Origin of the sequence: Pseudomonas sp. W17 (assembly GCF_040268305.1) — a bacterium.
GTDB lineage: Bacteria > Pseudomonadota > Gammaproteobacteria > Pseudomonadales > Pseudomonadaceae > Aquipseudomonas > Aquipseudomonas protegens.
On sequence record NZ_CP158490.1, the window covers coordinates 2896098 to 2912731 of the forward strand.

15 protein-coding genes are annotated in these 16634 nt (G+C 64.5%); 5 read left to right on the plus strand and 10 right to left on the minus strand.

Annotated features, from left to right (window positions below; genetic code table 11):
• The first annotated feature begins 57 nt into the window (after nt 1-57).
• The 3 genes from ABCR88_RS13575 (at nt 58) to ABCR88_RS13585 (ending at nt 2541) form a co-directional block, all read left to right on the plus strand.
• Nucleotides 58-315 (plus strand): hypothetical protein, encoded by a 258-nt coding sequence (locus tag ABCR88_RS13575; protein ID WP_041118491.1) that lies wholly within the window; start codon nt 58-60, stop codon nt 313-315.
• Nucleotides 302-1474 (plus strand): NnrS family protein, encoded by a 1173-nt coding sequence (locus ABCR88_RS13580; protein ID WP_350404719.1) that lies wholly within the window; start codon nt 302-304, stop codon nt 1472-1474. The genes ABCR88_RS13575 and ABCR88_RS13580 overlap by 14 nt, the downstream gene beginning before the upstream one ends.
• Nucleotides 1475-1572: 98 nt before the next feature.
• On the plus strand, nt 1573-2541 hold the full coding sequence (locus tag ABCR88_RS13585; RefSeq protein WP_125062371.1) for a sensor domain-containing diguanylate cyclase: 969 nt from the start codon (nt 1573-1575) through the stop codon (nt 2539-2541).
• Between the two features lie 63 nt (nt 2542-2604).
• Here ABCR88_RS13585 and ABCR88_RS13590 read toward each other — a convergent pair whose 3' ends face one another.
• From ABCR88_RS13590 to gloB, 9 genes are all read right to left on the minus strand, one after another.
• Complete coding sequence (locus ABCR88_RS13590) at nt 2605-3480, minus strand: hypothetical protein (protein ID WP_350404720.1); 876 nt, start codon at nt 3478-3480, stop codon at nt 2605-2607.
• Between the two features lie 70 nt (nt 3481-3550).
• Nucleotides 3551-4345, minus strand: coding sequence for an enoyl-ACP reductase FabI (gene fabI, locus ABCR88_RS13595; protein WP_015635823.1), 795 nt, complete (start codon nt 4343-4345; stop codon nt 3551-3553).
• Nucleotides 4346-4367: 22 nt separating this feature from the next.
• A complete protein-coding gene (locus ABCR88_RS13600; RefSeq protein WP_011061587.1) occupies nt 4368-5978 on the minus strand; it encodes an ABC transporter ATP-binding protein in 1611 nt (536 codons plus the stop codon).
• Between the two features lies 1 nt (nt 5979).
• A complete protein-coding gene (locus tag ABCR88_RS13605; protein ID WP_011061586.1) occupies nt 5980-6999 on the minus strand; it encodes an ABC transporter permease in 1020 nt (339 codons plus the stop codon).
• Between the two features lies 1 nt (nt 7000).
• Nucleotides 7001-8074 (minus strand): microcin C ABC transporter permease YejB, encoded by a 1074-nt coding sequence (locus tag ABCR88_RS13610; RefSeq protein ID WP_011061585.1) that lies wholly within the window; start codon nt 8072-8074, stop codon nt 7001-7003.
• A 2-nt stretch (nt 8075-8076) separates the two neighbouring features.
• Nucleotides 8077-9930, minus strand: a complete 1854-nt coding sequence (locus ABCR88_RS13615) for an extracellular solute-binding protein (RefSeq protein ID WP_077934212.1) — start codon at nt 9928-9930, stop codon at nt 8077-8079.
• Nucleotides 9927-11756: an extracellular solute-binding protein gene (locus ABCR88_RS13620; RefSeq protein ID WP_350404721.1), complete on the minus strand. Its 1830-nt coding sequence runs from the start codon at nt 11754-11756 to the stop codon at nt 9927-9929. Before ABCR88_RS13620 ends, ABCR88_RS13615 begins: the two co-directional genes overlap by 4 nt.
• Before the next feature lie 171 nt (nt 11757-11927).
• Nucleotides 11928-13355, minus strand: coding sequence for a LysM peptidoglycan-binding domain-containing protein (locus ABCR88_RS13625; RefSeq protein ID WP_015635820.1), 1428 nt, complete (start codon nt 13353-13355; stop codon nt 11928-11930).
• A gap of 99 nt (nt 13356-13454) precedes the next feature.
• The gene (gloB, locus tag ABCR88_RS13630; protein WP_041120658.1) at nt 13455-14222 is read right to left on the minus strand and encodes a hydroxyacylglutathione hydrolase; all 768 of its coding nucleotides are present in this window, start codon (nt 14220-14222) and stop codon (nt 13455-13457) included.
• A 65-nt stretch (nt 14223-14287) separates the two neighbouring features.
• Between gloB and ABCR88_RS13635 the strand changes: the two genes are divergently transcribed.
• Nucleotides 14288-15046 (plus strand): methyltransferase domain-containing protein, encoded by a 759-nt coding sequence (locus tag ABCR88_RS13635; RefSeq protein WP_011061580.1) that lies wholly within the window; start codon nt 14288-14290, stop codon nt 15044-15046.
• 109 nt (nt 15047-15155) lie between these two features.
• Nucleotides 15156-15608, plus strand: coding sequence for a ribonuclease HI (gene rnhA / locus ABCR88_RS13640; RefSeq protein ID WP_011061579.1), 453 nt, complete (start codon nt 15156-15158; stop codon nt 15606-15608).
• Between the two features lie 16 nt (nt 15609-15624).
• On the opposite strand, the gene ABCR88_RS13645 is transcribed toward rnhA, so the two are convergent.
• The gene (locus tag ABCR88_RS13645) at nt 15625-16575 is read right to left on the minus strand and encodes a glycerophosphodiester phosphodiesterase family protein (protein WP_236184781.1); all 951 of its coding nucleotides are present in this window, start codon (nt 16573-16575) and stop codon (nt 15625-15627) included.
• Between the last annotated feature and the right edge of the window lie 59 nt (nt 16576-16634).

Genomic DNA, 16634 nt, shown 5'->3' on the forward strand with positions numbered 1-16634 from the left:
ACTGGCATGAAACGTGAAGGGCCAGTCATGCCATTGTGTGTTCGAGGAGTTGTCGAAATGAGCCGTTACTTCGATTCGCCGCTGCATGTACTGCACCTGTCCAATGCGTTGCTGTGGTCGGGCAGCCTGTTGCTGGGCCTGGGGGTGTACGCCGCCTATGTCCATTCCGGCCATTTGCCTATCGCCACCCTGGTGCTGATGCACAGCCTGGTGATTATCGGGCCGACCCTGTTGAAGATCGGTTATGTCATGCGCCTGCTGGCCCAGCGGCGCATGGCCCAGTGCCAGGGGAGGGCTGCCTGTGTCTTTGCCTGAAGCCTGGCACCGCTGGACCGGCCAGCCCCTCTGGAGCCTGGGGTTCCGTCCGTTCTTCCTCGCCGGCGCCGGCTTTGCCTGCCTTGCCCTGTTGGGGTGGGGCCTGTGGCTGCACGGTGCGCTGGCGGGCCTGCAACCGGTGGCCGGGATGCTGGCCTGGCACCGTCACGAAATGCTCTTCGGCTTTGCCGTGGCGATCGTTGCCGGCTTCCTGCTGACGGCGGTGGCCAACTGGACCGGCCGCCCGGGCCTGAGCCGTACGCCGTTGCTGTTGCTGTGGCTGCTGTGGCTGGCGGGGCGCCTGGCCTGGTGGCTGCCGCTGCCGGGCGCGCTGTTCGTTGTGGTGCAACTGGCGTTCATGCCGTTGCTGGCGGCGGTGATCGGGCGCGAGCTGTGGTGCGCCGGCAAGCGCGAGAACTACCCCATGGTCCTGGTACTGGGGCTGTTGGCGCTGTTTCAGGGGCTGACCCTGTGGGGCCTGTTGGAACACCAGGACAGCTGGCAGCGGCGCGGCGAACTGGGCGCCTTGTGGCTGGTGGCGACCCTGATGACGGTGATCGGCGGCCGGGTGATTCCCTTCTTCATCCAGCGCGGGCTGCAACTGCCCCCCCAGGCGCCGACATCGCCCTGGCCGACCCGGGTGTTGCTGGTGGGCAGCCTGCTGGCCGCTTTGTCCATGGCCCTGGGCGGCGGTGACGCTCCCCGCGGGTGGCTGGCGCCGCTGTTCGCCCTGCTGGCGGGGCTGCAAGGCTGGCGCTTGTGGCGCTGGCACCGGCCGGGGGTGTGGCGGGTGCCGCTGCTCTGGTCGCTGTACCTGGCCTACGGGTGGCTGGCCCTGGCAACCCTGGGCATGGCCCTCTGGCACCTGGGCTGGTCGATACCCCAGAGCCTGGTGACCCATGCCCTGGCGGTGGGTGGCCTGGGCGGGCTGGTGCTGGGCATGGTGGCGCGGGTCAGCCTCGGCCACAGTGGCCGGCCCCTGCAGGCTTCGCGGGCCATGGCCGGTGGCTTTGCGCTGCTGTTCCTGGCGGCCCTGTGCCGGGTCCTGCTGGTGCCGTTCAGCAGCCTGGGGCTGGGCCTTTCAGCGCTGCTGGCAGGCCTGGCGTTTGCCGTGTTCGTGGCTGGCTACGGGAGGATTCTGTTGACCCCCCGGTTGTGAGGGCCACCTGCCCACTGGCTCCTGCCGCGCCGCTTTAGATGATAAGCCGTCGTTATTCTGGACTACGCTTGGAATCTTAGCCGCGAATGGAGTCAGCGATGTTGTATCCCAGCAAACCCAACAATGAGGCCTTGAGAATCCAGACCCTGCGGGAGCTGAATGTGCTCGACACCTCACCGGAGGAGCGTTTCGACCGCCTGACCCGGCTGGCCAAGCGTCTGTTCAACGTGCCCATTGCCCTGGTCAGCCTGGTGGATGCCGACCGGCAATGGTTCAAGTCCTGCGTGGGGCTCGACGTCAGCGAAACCTCGCGGGACATTTCCTTCTGTGGCCACGCGATCCTCGGCGACCAGATCCTCACCGTGCCCGACGCCGGCCTGGACGAACGCTTCCACGACAACCCGCTGGTGGTAGGGGCCCCGGGCATCCGCTTCTATGCCGGTTGCCCGCTGACGGTGACCAATGGCAGCAAGCTCGGCACTCTGTGCCTGATCGACATCAAGCCCCGCGACCTGGACGACGAGGATAGGGCACTGCTACGGGACCTGGCGCGCATGGCCGAGCAGGAACTGGCGGCAGTGCAGATGGCCAGCATGGACGAGCTGACCCTGCTGTCCAATCGCCGCGGCTTCGAGGCCCTGGCCCGGCATGCCCTGGGGGTGTGCAAGCGCCTGGAAAAACCGGCGACCCTGCTGTTCTTCGACCTCAACGACTTCAAGCAGATCAATGACACCTACGGCCATGCCGAAGGCGACGGCGCCCTGAAGACCTTCGCCGACGTGCTGCGCATCGCCTTTCGCGAGAGCGACGTGATCGGCCGCCTGGGGGGCGATGAATTCGTGGCCCTGCTGACCGCTGCCGACCATGTCGAGACTTCGGCGATCATGGCGCGCCTGCGGGAGATTCTCGACGAGCGCAATGCCACCTTGAAGCGGGGTTATGACATCCGCTTCAGCGTCGGCCAGATCGAATACGACGCCGGACGCCATCCCGACATCGAGGCGTTGCTGGCGGACGCCGACAAGGCCATGTACCTGCACAAGCAGGCGAGCAAGCGGGCTCGCTGAGGGTTGCTGCCGCCAAGCCCTGCCCGGTGACGCGGGGCAGGGAAGGGCGTCAGTGGCAGGGCGCTATTGGCCGCGCTCCATCAGCGGTGGGCTATAGCTTTCCTCGATGTCGACCCCGGCCGCCCTGGCCCGGCTTTCAACTTCTGAGCGACGTTGCAGCCGTTCTTTCAAATGCGCAGGGAACAGGGTTCTCCATTGGGCTCTTTGTGCCTCTGCAAAGTCGCGGGTCCAGAACGTGTCCAGGGACATCAGGTTCAGGCTTATCAGGTAGACAGCGCTTTGCAGGGGGGCGCTTTTCGAGTCGTAGCGCAGGGCTCGGACATGCGCAATGTAGTTGCCGTGATAGAGATACCAGTCATAGAACATGTTGTTGCCCAGCCACTGCTCAAGGCTCATCTCATGGTTGGCATCGAACAGCGGGTGGCTGAGTGGCTGGGTACCCAGGAGGCTTTCCTTCCAGTCCAGCTTGTGCAACTCGCCAGCGGCTATTCGGGGGTCGGAAGGGAAGTAGTATTTTTGCCATCCAGCGTTCTTCAACGTCCTGAGAAGGTTATAGACAAGCGCCTTGTTGGCCTTGTGAGTGCTGTTGTCCGGCAGCCCGCGAAGGTCGATGTTCAATGCCTGGATGGTGTTTGAGGTCTTGCCATCAACGGCAATCAGCAGCCCGGCCACCTGATCCAGTTCAAGCGTGCCCTCGGGCTGGGCCAGGCTCAGGTCAAGGAGTGCTCCCTGACGATCCGCCTCATACCAACATAGGTTGACCGCATCCAGGCAGTCGGCGGTAAAGCTCACCGGGCTCTTTTCCAGGAACTCGGCAACCGGTGTGCCCAAGGGGATGTGCAGGCGTGCGACGCTGCTCCGGGCTTTATTCGAGGCGGTATCTTGGGTGTTGTCGCAGCCGGCTAGAAACAGCACGAGCAACAGATAGCACAGCTTCATGTTTGGCCTTTCCAATGAGCAGGAAGGGGCAGGGTGGCGAGGGCGCAAGCCCCCTCGCCACCGCCGCAGATCACTCGTCGAGGTTACCCATGGCGGTGGTGTTGAAACCGCCGTCCACGTACATGATCTCGCCGCTGATACCCGAGGCCAGGTCCGAGCAGAGGAAGGCGCCGGCGTTGCCGACTTCTTCGATGGTGACGTTGCGCCGCAGCGGGGTTTGCGCCTCGTTGGCCGCCAGCATCTTGCGGAAGTTCTTGATCCCCGAGGCGGCCAGGGTGCGGATCGGGCCGGCGGAAACGGCGTTGACCCGGGTGCCCTCCGGGCCCAGGGAACCGGCCAGGTAGCGCACGCCGGCTTCCAGGGAGGCCTTGGCCATGCCCATCACGTTGTAGTTGGGCATGGTGCGTTCGGCGCCCAGGTAGGACAGGGTCAGCAGGCTGCCGTTGCGGCCCTTCATCATTTCCCGACCGGCCTTGGCCAGGGCCACGAAGCTGTAGGCGCTGATGTCGTGGGCAATGCGAAAGCCCTCGCGGGTGGTGGCATCGGTGAAGTCGCCTTCGAGCTGGTCGCCAGGGGCGAAGCCCACGGAGTGGACGATGCAGTCCAGGCCGTCCCATTTTTTACCCAGCGCGGTGAAGACCTGGGCGATCTGCTCGTCACTGGCCACATCGCAAGGGAAGCACAGCTCGGCGCTGGAGCCCCAGCCTGCGGCGAACTCCTCGACCCGGCCCTTGAGTTTTTCGTTCTGATAAGTGAAGGCCAGCTCGGCGCCTTCACGATGCATGGCGGCAGCGATGCCGGAGGCGATCGACAGCTTGCTGGCGACACCAACGATCAGGACACGCTTCCCAGCGAGAAAACCCATATGTTGCTACTCCTGTTTCAGGTTATTCGGCGCTTGCCGGAGCCAGGAAGGCGGCTTCCAGCAATTGCCGTGTGTAAGGGTGTTGCGGGGCGTCGAAGATGCCCCCGGCGTCCCCCTGTTCCACCACCTGGCCGTGCTTGATCACCATCAACTGGTGGCTCAGGGCCTTGACCACCGCCAGGTCGTGGCTGATGAACAGGTAGGTCAGGTTGTACTTGCTTTGCAGTGTGCGCAGCAGTTCCACCACCTGGCGCTGCACCGTGCGGTCCAGGGCCGAAGTCGGTTCGTCCAGCAGGATCAGCCGCGGCTTGAGCACCAGGGCCCGGGCGATGGCGATGCGCTGGCGTTGGCCGCCGGAAAACTCATGGGGGTAGCGGTGCCGGGTGTCCGGGTCCAGGCCGACTTCCTTGAGGGCTTCGATGATGGCCTGTTCCTGCTCCTGTTCACTGCCTATCTTGTGGATGCGCAGGCCCTCGCCGACGATCTGGCTCACGCTCATGCGCGGGCTGAGGCTGCCGAAGGGGTCCTGGAACACCACCTGCATTTCCCGCCGCAGCGGCCGAACCTGTTGCTGGGTCAGGCTGTCCAGTTGCTGGCCCTCGAAGCGAATGCCGCCCTGGCTGGCAATCAGGCGCAGGATCGCCAGGCCCAAGGTCGACTTGCCCGAGCCGCTTTCCCCAACGATGCCCAGGGTCTGGCCCTGGGGCAGGCTGAAGTGGATGCCGTCCACTGCCTTGACGTGATCCACGGTGCTGCGCAGCAGGCCTTTCTTGATCGGGAACCAGACCTTGAGGTTGTTAACCTCCAGCAGCGGCGGGCCAATCTCGTTGGCCGCCGGCAGGCCGCTGGGTTCTGCGGCCAGCAGTTCCCGGGTGTAGGGATGCTGCGGCGCGCGGAACAGATCTTCGCAGGATGCCTGTTCGACGATGCAGCCCTTCTGCATGACACAGACCCGGTGGGCAATGCGCCGCACCAGGTTCAGGTCGTGGCTGATCAGCAGCAGCGCCATGCCCAGGCGCGCCTGCAGTTCCTTGAGCAGCTCGAGGATCTTCAGCTGCACGGTGACATCCAGGGCTGTGGTGGGCTCGTCGGCGATCAGCAGTTCCGGCTCGTTGGCCAGGGCCATGGCGATCATCACCCGTTGCCGCTGGCCGCCAGACAGCTCGTGGGGCAGGGCCTTGAGACGCTTGTGCGGTTCGGGGATGCCCACCAGCTCCAGCAGTTCCAGGGTGCGCCGGGTGGCGACCTTGCCGGTCAGGCCCTTGTGGATGCCCAGCACTTCGTTGATCTGCTTCTCGATGCTGTGCAGCGGGTTCAGCGAGGTCATGGGCTCCTGGAAGATCATCGCGATGCGGTTGCCGCGGATATGGCGGATGGTCTTCTCTTTCAGGGTCAGCAGGTCGTGCCCGGCATACTGGATGGTGCCGCTGGGGTGGTGCGCCAGAGGGTAGGGCAGCAGCCGCAGGATGGAGTGGGCGGTGACCGATTTGCCCGAGCCGCTTTCGCCCACCAGGGCCAGGGTCTCGCCGCGCTTGATGTCGAAGCTGACGCCTTGCACCACCCGCTGGCGGTGCTCGCCGGTGACGAACTCCACCGCCAGGTCGCGGACTTCGATCAGGTTGTCCTGGGTCATGTCATTTCCTCGGGTCGAAGGCATCGCGGGCGGATTCGCCGATGAACACCAGCAGGCTGAGCATGATCGCCAGCACGGCGAAGGCGCTCATGCCCAGCCAGGGCGCCTGCAGGTTGGACTTGCCCTGGGCCACCAGCTCGCCGAGGGATGGCGCCCCCGGCGGCAGGCCGAAACCGAGGAAGTCCAGGGCGGTGAGGGTGCCGATGGCGCCGGTGAGGATAAAGGGCATGAAGGTCATGGTGGAGACCATGGCGTTGGGCAGGATGTGGCGGAACATGATGGCGCCGTTCTGCATGCCCAGGGCCCGGGCCGCGCGCACGTACTCCAGGTTGCGCCCGCGCAGGAACTCGGCCCGCACCACGTCCACCAGGCTCATCCAGGAGAACAGCAGCATGATCCCCAGCAGCCACCAGAAATTGGGCTGCACGAAGCTGGCGAGGATGATCAGCAGGTAGAGCACCGGCAGGCCGGACCAGATCTCCAGGAAGCGCTGGCCCACCAGGTCCACCCAGCCGCCGTAGAAGCCCTGCAGGGCGCCGGCGATGACGCCGATGATGGAGCTGAGAATGGTCAGGGTCAGGGCGAACAGCACCGACACCCGGAACCCGTAGATGACCCGGGCCAGCACGTCGCGGCCCTGGTCGTCGGTGCCCAGCAGGTTGTCCGCCGAAGGCGGCGCCGGGGCCGGCACCCGCAGGTCGTAGTTGATGCTCTGGTAGCTGAAGGGGATCGGTGCCCAGAGTACCCAGGCATCCTTCTGCGCCAGCAGTTCGCGGATGTAGGGGCTCTTGTAGTTGGCTTCCAGGGGGAATTCGCCGCCGAAGGTGGTTTCCGGGTAGCGCTTGAGGGCCGGGAAGTACCAGCCGCCTTCGTAGTGCACCACCAGCGGCTTGTCGTTGGCGATCAGCTCGGCGCCCAGGCTGAGGACGAACAGCACCAGGAACAGCCACAGCGACCACCAGCCGCGCTTGTTGGCCTTGAAGCGCTCGAAGCGCCGGCGATTGAGGGGGGACAGGTTCATCTCAATGCTCCCGGCTGTCGAAGTCGATGCGAGGGTCGACCAGGGTGTAGGTCAGGTCGCCGATCAGTTTCACCACCAGCCCCAGCAGGGTGAAGATGAACAGGGTGCCGAACACCACCGGGTAGTCGCGGTTGATCGCTGCCTCGAAGCTCATCAGGCCCAGGCCGTCGAGGGAGAAGATCACCTCCACCAGCAGGGAGCCGGTGAAGAAGATGCCGATGAAGGCCGAGGGGAAGCCGGCGATCACCAGCAGCATGGCGTTGCGGAACACATGGCCGTAGAGCACCCGGCGCTGGGTCAGGCCCTTGGCCTTGGCGGTGACCACGTACTGCTTGTTGATCTCGTCGAGGAAGCTGTTCTTGGTCAGCAGGGTCATGGTGGCGAAGTGGCCGATCACCAGGGCGGTGACCGGCAGCGCCAGGTGCCAGAAGTAGTCGAGGATCTTGCCGCCCCAGCTCAGCTGGTCGAAGTCGTTGGAGGTCAGGCCGCGCAGGGGGAACCAGTTGAAATAGCTGCCGCCTGCGAACACCACGATCAGCAGGATGGCGAACAGGAAGGCCGGGATCGCGTAGCCGACGATGATCGCCGAGCTGGTCCAGACATCGAAGTGGCTGCCGTGGCGGGTGGCCTTGGCGATCCCCAGGGGGATCGACACCAGGTACATGATCAGGGTGCTCCACAACCCGAGGGAGATGGACACCGGCATCTTCTCCTTGATCAGGTCCACCACCTTGGCGTCACGGAAGAAGCTGTTGCCGAAATCCAGGGTGGCGTAGTTCTTGATCATGATCCACAGGCGTTCCGGCGCCGACTTGTCGAAGCCGTACATGTGCTCGATTTCCTTGATCAGCGCCGGGTCCAGGCCCTGGGCGCCGCGGTAGCTGGAACCGGCCACCGAGACTTCGGCGCCGCCGCCGGCGATGCGGCTGGTGGCGCCGTCGAAGCCTTCGAGCTTGGCGATCATCTGCTCCACCGGGCCGCCGGGTGCGGCCTGGATGATCACGAAGTTGATCAGCAGGATGCCCAGGAGCGTGGGGATGATCAGCAGCAGGCGGCGAAAGATATAGGCCAGCATGGTCAGTACACCGCTTCGGCCGGGGCCGCCTGGTTGTCCGGGGTCGGTTCAACGGCCGGCTTGGCGCCGGGCTTGATCCACCAGGTGTTGACGCCGATGTCGTACTTGGGCGCGACCTTGGGGTGGCCGATATGGTCCCAGTAGGCCACGCGCCAGGTCTTGATGTGCCAGTTGGGAATCACGTAGTAGCCCCATTGCAGGACCCGGTCCAGGGCCTTGGCGTGGGCCACCAGGCTGGCGCGGGAATCGGCGTTGATCAGGTTTTCCACCAGGCTGTCGATGGCCGGGTCCTTGAGGCCGATGTAGTTGCGGCTGCCGGGCTTGTCGGCACTGGAGGACATCCAGAACTCGCGTTGCTCGTTACCCGGGGAGTTGGACTGGGGGAAGCTGCCGACGATCATGTCGAAGTCCCGCGAGCGCACCCGGGTGATGTACTGGGACACGTCGACCCGGCGGATCACCAGGTCGATGCCCAGGTCGCTGAGGTTGCGCTTGAACGGCAGCAGCACGCGCTCGAACTCGGTCTGGGCCAGCAGGAACTCGATCACCACCGGCTTGCCCTGGGCGTCGACCATCTTGTCGTCGACGATGCGCCAGCCGGCTTCCTGCAACAGCTGGTAGGCCTGGCGCTGCTGGGCGCGGATCATCCCGCTGCCGTCGCACACCGAAGGGGAGAAGGCCTGGTCGAATACCTGCGGGGGGATCTTGCCCCGCAGCGGTTCGAGGATGGCCAGTTCCTCGGGCCCCGGCAGGCCGGTGGCGGCCATTTCCGAGTTCTCGAAGTAGCTGCGGGTGCGGGTGTAGGCACCGTTGAACAGCTGCTTGTTGCTCCACTCGAAGTCCAGCAGCAGGCTCAGCGCGTGACGCACCCGCACGTCCTGGAACATCGGCCGGCGGGTGTTGAAGACAAAACCCTGCATGCCGGTGGGGTTGCCGTTGGCGATCTGCTCCTTGATCAGGCGGCCCTGGGCCACGGCCGGAATGTTGTAGGCGTTGGCCCAGTTCTTCGCGCTCATTTCCAGCCAGTAGTCGAACTGGCCGGCCTTGAGCGCTTCCAGGGCCACGGTGTTGTCGCGGTAGTAGTCGCTGGTGATCACGTCGAAATTGTAGAAGCCGCGGTTGACCGGCAGGTCCTTGGCCCAATAGTCCTTGACCCGCTCGTAGCGGATCGAGCGCCCGGCCTTGACCTCGGTGACCTTGTAAGGGCCGCTGCCCAGGGGAATCTCCAGGTTGCTCTTGGCAAAGTCGCGGCTTTGCCACCAGTGCTTGGGCAGGATCGTCAGCTGGCCGAGGATCAGCGGCAGCTCGCGGTTGTTGGTGTGCTTGAACTTGAACAGCACCCGCTGCGGGTCTTCGGCGATCACCTGGTCGACGTCAGCGTAGTAGCCGCGGTACAGCGGCGAGCCGGCGCTCATCAGGGTCTGGAAGCTGAACACCACGTCTTCGGCGTGGATCGGCTGGCCGTCGTTGAAGCGCGCCTCGGGGCGCAGATAGAAGCGCACCCAGCTGTTGTCCGGGGCCTTCTCGATCTTGCTGGCCACCAGGCCGTACTCGGTGAACGGCTCATCCAGGCTCTGGGCCATCAGGGTGTCGTAGACCAGGCCGATGTTCAGCTCCGGCACGCCCTTGCTGATGAATGGGTTGAGGCTGTCGAAGCTGCCGAAGCCGGCCATGCGGAAGGTGCCGCCCTTGGGCGCGTCGGGATTGACGAAGTCGAAGTGCTGGAAGTTCGCCGGGTATTTCGGCGCTTCGTTGTACAGGGTCACGGCGTGTTGCGGCGCAGCCTGGGCATAGCAGGCGATGGCGCTGAACAACAGGCCGCTGGTGCGCAGGAGCAGGGCACGCAGGGGCATCATTGGGCGTTCTCCATGGACTTCAGCCACCAGGCGCCGAGGCCCAGGGTATAGGGCGGCGTGGTGACGAAGGCGAACCGGTTACGGTAGGCCAGGCGGTGATAGTTGAGGTACCAGTTGGGAATCATGTAGTGCTGCCACAGCAGCACCCGGTCCAGGGCCCTGCCCGCGGCCAGTTGGTCGTCGCGGGTCTGGGCGGCCAGCAGCTGTTCCAGCAGGTGATCGACCACCGGGTTGTTGATGCCTGCGTAGTTCTTGCTGCCCTTGACCGAGACCTGGCTGGAGTGGAAGTACTGCCATTGCTCCAGGCCCGGGCTCAGGGTCTGGTTGAGGGTCATGAGGATCATGTCGTAGTCGAACTGGTCCAGGCGCTGCTTGTATTGCGCCCGGTCCACGGTGCGCAGGCGGGCGTCGATGCCGATGCTCGCGAGGTTCTCCACGTAGGGCTGGAGAATCCGTTCCAGGTTGGGATTGACCAGCATCAGCTCGAAGCGCAGCGGCTGCCCGGCACTGTTCTGCAGGCGCTGGCCATTGAGCTTCCAGCCCGCCTCGCCGAGCAGCCCCAGGGCCTTGCGCAGGGTGTCCCGCGGGATGCCGCGGCCGTCGGTGCGCGGCAGGCTGAAGGCCTGGCTGAACAGGCTGGCGGGCAGTTGCTCGCGGTAGGGCGAGAGCAGCAGCCATTCATGGCCCTGCGGTACCCCGGTGGCGGAGAACTCGCTGTTGGGGTAGTAGCTCAGGGCGCGCTGGTAGGCGCCGCTGAACAGGGTGCGGTTGGTCCACTCGAAGTCGAACATCATGCCCAGCGCCTCGCGCACCCGCACGTCGGCGAAAGTGGCGCGGCGGGTGTTCATGAACAGGCCCTGGGTCTGGGTCGGGATCTGGTGCGCCACCTGGGCCTTGATCACCTCACCGCGGTTGACCGCCGGGAAGTTGTAGCCGTTGGCCCAGTTCTTGGCCTGGTGCTCGATATAGATGTCGAACTCGCCGGCCTTGAAGGCTTCGAAGGCCACGTCGCTGTCGCGGTAGAACTCCACTTCGACCCGGTCGAAGTTGTTGAAACCGCGGTTGACTGGCAGGTCCTTGCCCCAGTAGTCCTTGACCCGTTCGATCACCAGCTGGCGCCCGGGCTGTACCTGGGTGATGCGGTACGGGCCGCTGCCCAGGGGCGGGGTGAAGGTGGTGGCCTTGAAGTCGCGATCCTTCCAGTAATGCTGGGGCAGCACCGGCAGTTCGCCCAGGCGCAGGATCAGCAAGGGGTTGCCGGCACGCTTGAACACGAAGCGGATGCGCTGCGGGCCGAGGATATCCACCCGCTGCACTTCCTGCAGGTTGGTGCGGTATTGCGGGTGGCCTTCCTTGAGCAACAGGCGATAGGAGAACGCCACATCGTAGGCGGTGATCGGCTTGCCATCGTGAAAGCGCGCTTCGGGGCGCAGGTTGAAGACCACCCAACTGCGGTCCTCGGCGTATTCCACCGAGCGGGCGATCAGGCCGTAGCTGGAAGTCGGCTCATCACCGGACGGCGCATACAGGCCGGTGCCCACCATCAAGGGTTCGTTGAGCTCGTTGACCCCGTATTGCAGGAAATTCGGCGTGGCGACCGGGCTGGTGCCCTTGAAGGTGTAGGGATTGAGGGTGTCGAAGGTGCCAAAGGCCATGACTCGCAAGGTGCCGCCTTTGGGCGCAGCGGGGTTGACCCAATCGAAATGGGTGAACTTTGCCGGGTATTTGAGCGTGCCAAACTGCGCGTAACCGTGACTTTCGGTGATCGTCGCGCTTGCGGGAAAGCTCAAGGCCAGGCTGATGAAGAGCAGGAGCAGGGGACGCATCGAGACAGAGATCCGATCCAGGCGGCTTGGGCTTTGTGCTCCGTACAGTAACAGCTTGTATCAGCAGGAAAAAGCTCGCTGGCGCGCGCTTCGTGCAATTGAAATTTCCTGTAGGAGCCGGCTTGCCGGCGAAGGCTGTTCGCCGGCAAGCCGGCTCCTACAGGGGAGATTTCAGTGCGGCAGGTACACCGTCAGCATCTGGCCGGGCTTGAGGGCCTGGGCCGCGCGGGGGTTCCAGCGCTTGAGGTGCTGCATCTCGACATTGAAGCGCTTGGCCACCATGTACAGCGAGTCGCCCTGCTTGACCTTGTACTGAGTCGACTTCTTCTTGTTGCTGGCCAGGCTGGTTTTCTTGCTGGCCACCTTGCGGGTGTCCTGCATCACCAGCGTCTGGCCGACCTTGAGGTTCTTGCCGCTGAGCTTGTTCCAGCGCTGCAGGTCCTGGACGTTGACCTTGTTGGCCTTGGCAATGAGGGTCAGGTTGTCGCCATTCTTGACCCGGTAGATGCGCTTGGCCCGCAGCGAATCACGCCCTTCGTCGCGGTCGAAGACCGGTTTGAGGGAGCGCTTGCTGATCAGTTCTTCGGGTTTCATGGTGGACAGGCTGGTGGTCAGCAACTGTGCCTTGGAAGTTGGCACCAGCAGGTGCTGGGGGCCGTCGATGGTGGTGCGCTGCTTGAACGCCGGGTTGAGCTGGAACAGCTCGTCCTCGTCGATGTTGGCCACCGCCGCGACCTTGGACAGGTCCATGCGCTGGTTGATCTCCACCACCTGGAAGTAGGGTTCGTTGGCGATCGGGTTGAGGTTCACGCCGTAGGCCTGTGGGGCCAGCACCACCTGGGACAGGGCCAGCAGCTTGGGCACATAGGCCTGAGTCTCGGCCGGCAGCGGCAGGTTCCAGTAGTCGGTGGGCAGGCCGAGCTTTTCATTACGCTCGATGGCCCGGCTCACCGTGCCTTCACCGGCGTTGTAGGCGGCCAGTGCCAGCAGCCAGTCGCCGTTGAACATGTCGTGCAGGCGGCTCAGGTAGTCCATGGCCGCGGTGGTGGACGCGGTGATGTCGCGGCGGCCATCGTAGAAGCGGGTCTGGCGCAGGTTGAAGTAGCGCCCGGTGGCCGGGACGAACTGCCACAGCCCCACCGCATCGGCCCGGGAATAGGCCAGGGGGTTGTAGGCGCTTTCGATGACCGGCAGCAAGGCCAGTTCCAGCGGCATGTTGCGCTCTTCGAGACGCTCGACGATGTAGTGGATATAAAGGCTGCCGCGCTCGCCGGCATTTTCCAGGAAGGAAGGGTTGCTGGCGAACCACAGGCGCTGCTGTTCAATACGCGGGTTGACGCCCAGGCCTTCTTGCAATTGGAACCCCTGGCGCATGCGTTCCCAGACGTCCTGGGGGACTTGCGGGCTGGGCTGGTTGCTCAGCCAGATGGGTTTCTGCTTGATGCGGGCGTTGAAATTCTGTGTGTGTGTCGCGTCGCTCTGCGGGGCATGGCCGGTGCTTTGGCAGCCCGCAAGAGTCGCTGACACAGCTACCGCGATGGCCTGGGCCAAGCGCGTCAATGCGTCTGAACTGATGGAATAACGAATAGATGACGACATTGGCTGGAAGTAAGTTCCGGGCAAAAATGTCGGGCGATTCTAGAAAGCACCCGGGGTGCGGTCAACCATTCAGAATTTTTGTACCAATCGATAGCCTGCTTAGAACTTATCTTTCCAAGCCCTCAGAGCCGCAAAGACCGCACTCTGCGACTGGTTATCCTGGCCATTCCGTTCGTCCGCTTTTTGTTTAACGGATGTTTCACCGGTACGCAGGAACGGGTTGGTCAATTTCTCCAGGGCCAGGGTCGAGGGCAGGGTCATGCGCCCTTGCTCACGCATCTGCGTGACCTTCGCCAGGCGTTCGGCGATGTCCTGGTTGGCCGGTTCCACCGCCTGGGCGAAGCGCAGGTTGCTCAGGGTGTATTCGTGGGTGCAGTAGATCAGGGTGTCGTCCGGCAGCGCGGCGAGGCGGCCGAGGGAGTGATGCATCTGCTCCGGAGTGCCCTCGAACAGCCGGCCACAACCGGCCGCGAACAGGGTATCGCCACAGAACAGCAGGCCATGGTGGTAGTAGGCGATATGCCCCAGGGTGTGGCCGGGCACGGCGAACACCTCGAACTCCCAGCCGAGGATGCTAACCCGCTGGTTGTCTTCGAGGCCGATGTCGCGGGCCGGGATCTTTTCCCGGGCCGGGCCATAGACCGTGGCCGCGCTGTGCTGCTTGAGGCGTTCGACGCCGCCGACGTGATCGTGGTGATGGTGGGTGATCAGGATGTCGCTGAGCACCCAGCCCGGGTGCTGTTCCAGCCAGGCCAGTACCGGCGCTGCATCCCCCGGATCGACGACTGCGCAGCGCTGGCTGCGATGATCTTGTAACAACCAGATGTAGTTATCGGTGAAGGCGGGCAGGGCACTGATCTGTATCATCTTCGGATTCGCCAAGCGGAAAACAATGGCGCATCTTAGAGCTTCTTGGCGTGTTGGAGAATGCAATGACCGATAAAGCCTTCGCTCAGGCAGATCCCGACTGGCTGGCCCTGATCAGTGCGGCCCGGGAGTGGCTGTCCGGCCCCCTGGGGCAATTTCTGCTGGATGAAGAGCGGCGCATGCTCGAAGAGGAACTGGGACGTTTCTTCGGTGGCTACCTGGTGCACTACGGGCCCTCGGCGCAAACCCCGCCGGCGGCGCCCCAGGTGCAACGCAACGTGCGTCTCGGCGCGCCCTTGCCCGGGGTGGAGATCGTCTGCGAGGAGCAGGCCTGGCCCCTGAGCGAGCACGCCGCCGATGTGGTGGTGCTGCAGCACGGCCTGGATTTCTGCCTGTCGCCCCATGGCCTGCTGCGCGAGGCGGCCAGCAGCGTGCGCCCTGGGGGGCATCTGCTGATTGTCGGCATCAACCCCTGGAGCACCTGGGGCCTGCGCCATGTGTTCGCCCATGATGCGTTGCGCCTGGCCCGCTGCATCTCCCCGTCGCGGGTCGGCGACTGGCTCAACCTGCTGGGCTTCGCGCTGGAGAAACGCCGCTTCGGGTGCTATCGTCCGCCGCTTGCTTCAACGGCATGGCAGGCGCGGCTGGCCGGCTGGGAGCGCAGGGCCGGGCACTGGCAGCTGTCCGGCGGCGGCTTCTACCTGTTGGTGGCGCGCAAGATCGCCGTGGGCCTGCGCCCGGTGCGCCAGGTGCGGCGCGAGCCGATGGGCAAGCTGGTACCGCTGCCCATGGCCAAGGTCAACCGCCGCAACGCCGAGCCTTGATGAACTGTTGAAACCCTCTTTTTATACACTCCCGGCCGGCGTAGCCCGGCCCTGGGCCCGGTCGATCGCGGTCGGCGGGCCAATGGCAATTTTCTGATGGAAGGCGTGGATGAGCGATAGCGTAGAAATCTTTACCGACGGTGCCTGCAAGGGCAATCCCGGCCCCGGTGGCTGGGGCGCGCTGCTGGTGTGCAAGGGCGTCGAAAAGGAGCTCTGGGGCGGCGAAGCCAACACCACCAACAACCGTATGGAGCTGATGGCGGCGATCCGCGGCCTGGAAGAGCTCAAGCGCCAGTGCGATGTGCAACTGGTCACCGACTCGCAGTATGTGATGAAGGGCATCAACGAGTGGATGGCCAACTGGAAGAAGCGCGGCTGGAAGACCGCCGCCAAGGAGCCGGTGAAGAATGCCGACCTGTGGCAGCAGCTCGACGAACAGGTCAACCGCCACAACGTCACCTGGAAATGGGTGCGCGGCCACACCGGCCATCACGGCAACGAGCGGGCCGACCAGTTGGCCAACCGCGGTGTCGACGAGGTCCGCGGCTACAAGCAGCCCTGATGCCCTGAGTGGCCAATCAGCGACAAGGCAGCGGCCGTTCGAGCCGCTGCTTCATTTCCCCCGTCGCACGGGGCGAATCCACCAGCACCGCATCCATCTTCAGGCAAGTGGCCGCCTGGTAGTCCTCGGCCGTATTGATGCCGATCGCCAGCATCCGCACCTTGCCCCGTGACTGAAAGCAATCCACCGCAGCGGGCGTCCACAGCCGGGCATCGACCTGGGAGCGCGCCTCGCCCAGGGTAAAGGTCTCGACCAGTTGCACCGGGCGCCGGTACTCGAAAGCCACCCAACTGCCGGGTGCAGGTGGTGCGTTGCAGTGGTGGGCGAGGGCGACGCTGGCCAGCCGGTCCCGGGTACTGTCCCTGGATTCGAACAGCCGGGCCTGGGGATAGGGCGCGAAAGCCTGCTGGTAGCCGGCATCGGTGGAGTAGATCAGCACCCGGTTCCAGGCGTGCAGCTGTTCCAGCAAGCGGGCGACGGCCTGGGCCTGGGGGGCAGCCGGCAGGGCCTTCATGTCGAGAATCACCGGCACCGACTCAGGGATCGCCATCATCGCCTGACGCAACGACGGCAGGCTTACCGGCTGGGCGCGATAGGGAAAGCTCACCTGGCCATCGGCTGCTGTCTGCTTGAAATTCCACCCGGCATTGAGTGCCTGCAACTGCGCCAGGGTGTGCTGGTTGACTGCGCCTGTGGCCTGGGTATTGGCGCTCAGGTCGGCCGGTCGGTACAGCACCGGTACGCCATCGCGGCTGAGTTGCACCGTCAGCCAGAGCATGTCGACGTTATTGCGCAGGGCGTTGTCGATGGCCAGCAGGGTGTTCTCGGGAAAGTCCGCGGCGCCGCCGCGATGGGCAACGATCAGCGGCCGTTGTCGGCTGTCGCTGTCGGTGTGCGCAAGGGAAGAGCAGCCACTGATGCAGGCCAAGGCCAGCAGCAGTGGGAGCATCTGTCGAGTCTTGAGCATGGGAGGGCGGTTCCTGTGGGGTGAGTGCAACGCCGGGTATCAGCACCCGCGCGCCTGGG

Bases quoted from the DNA above. Each gene is read 5' to 3' on its own strand.
- ABCR88_RS13575 (WP_041118491.1), top strand. From the start codon at position 58: ATGAGCCGTTACTTCGATTCGCCGCTGCATGTACTGCACCTGTCCAAT.
- ABCR88_RS13585 (WP_125062371.1), top strand. From the start codon at position 1,573: ATGTTGTATCCCAGCAAACCCAACAATGAGGCCTTGAGAATCCAGACC.
- ABCR88_RS13590 (WP_350404720.1), bottom strand. From the start codon at position 3,480: ATGAAGCTGTGCTATCTGTTGCTCGTGCTGTTTCTAGCCGGCTGCGAC.
- fabI (WP_015635823.1), bottom strand. From the start codon at position 4,345: ATGGGTTTTCTCGCTGGGAAGCGTGTCCTGATCGTTGGTGTCGCCAGC.
- ABCR88_RS13600 (WP_011061587.1), bottom strand. From the start codon at position 5,978: ATGACCCAGGACAACCTGATCGAAGTCCGCGACCTGGCGGTGGAGTTC.
- ABCR88_RS13605 (WP_011061586.1), bottom strand. From the start codon at position 6,999: ATGAACCTGTCCCCCCTCAATCGCCGGCGCTTCGAGCGCTTCAAGGCC.
- ABCR88_RS13610 (WP_011061585.1), bottom strand. From the start codon at position 8,074: ATGCTGGCCTATATCTTTCGCCGCCTGCTGCTGATCATCCCCACGCTC.
- ABCR88_RS13615 (WP_077934212.1), bottom strand. From the start codon at position 9,930: ATGATGCCCCTGCGTGCCCTGCTCCTGCGCACCAGCGGCCTGTTGTTC.
- ABCR88_RS13620 (WP_350404721.1), bottom strand. From the start codon at position 11,756: ATGCGTCCCCTGCTCCTGCTCTTCATCAGCCTGGCCTTGAGCTTTCCC.
- ABCR88_RS13625 (WP_015635820.1), bottom strand. From the start codon at position 13,355: ATGTCGTCATCTATTCGTTATTCCATCAGTTCAGACGCATTGACGCGC.
- gloB (WP_041120658.1), bottom strand. From the start codon at position 14,222: ATGATACAGATCAGTGCCCTGCCCGCCTTCACCGATAACTACATCTGG.
- ABCR88_RS13635 (WP_011061580.1), top strand. From the start codon at position 14,288: ATGACCGATAAAGCCTTCGCTCAGGCAGATCCCGACTGGCTGGCCCTG.
- rnhA (WP_011061579.1), top strand. From the start codon at position 15,156: ATGAGCGATAGCGTAGAAATCTTTACCGACGGTGCCTGCAAGGGCAAT.
- ABCR88_RS13645 (WP_236184781.1), bottom strand. From the start codon at position 16,575: ATGCTCAAGACTCGACAGATGCTCCCACTGCTGCTGGCCTTGGCCTGC.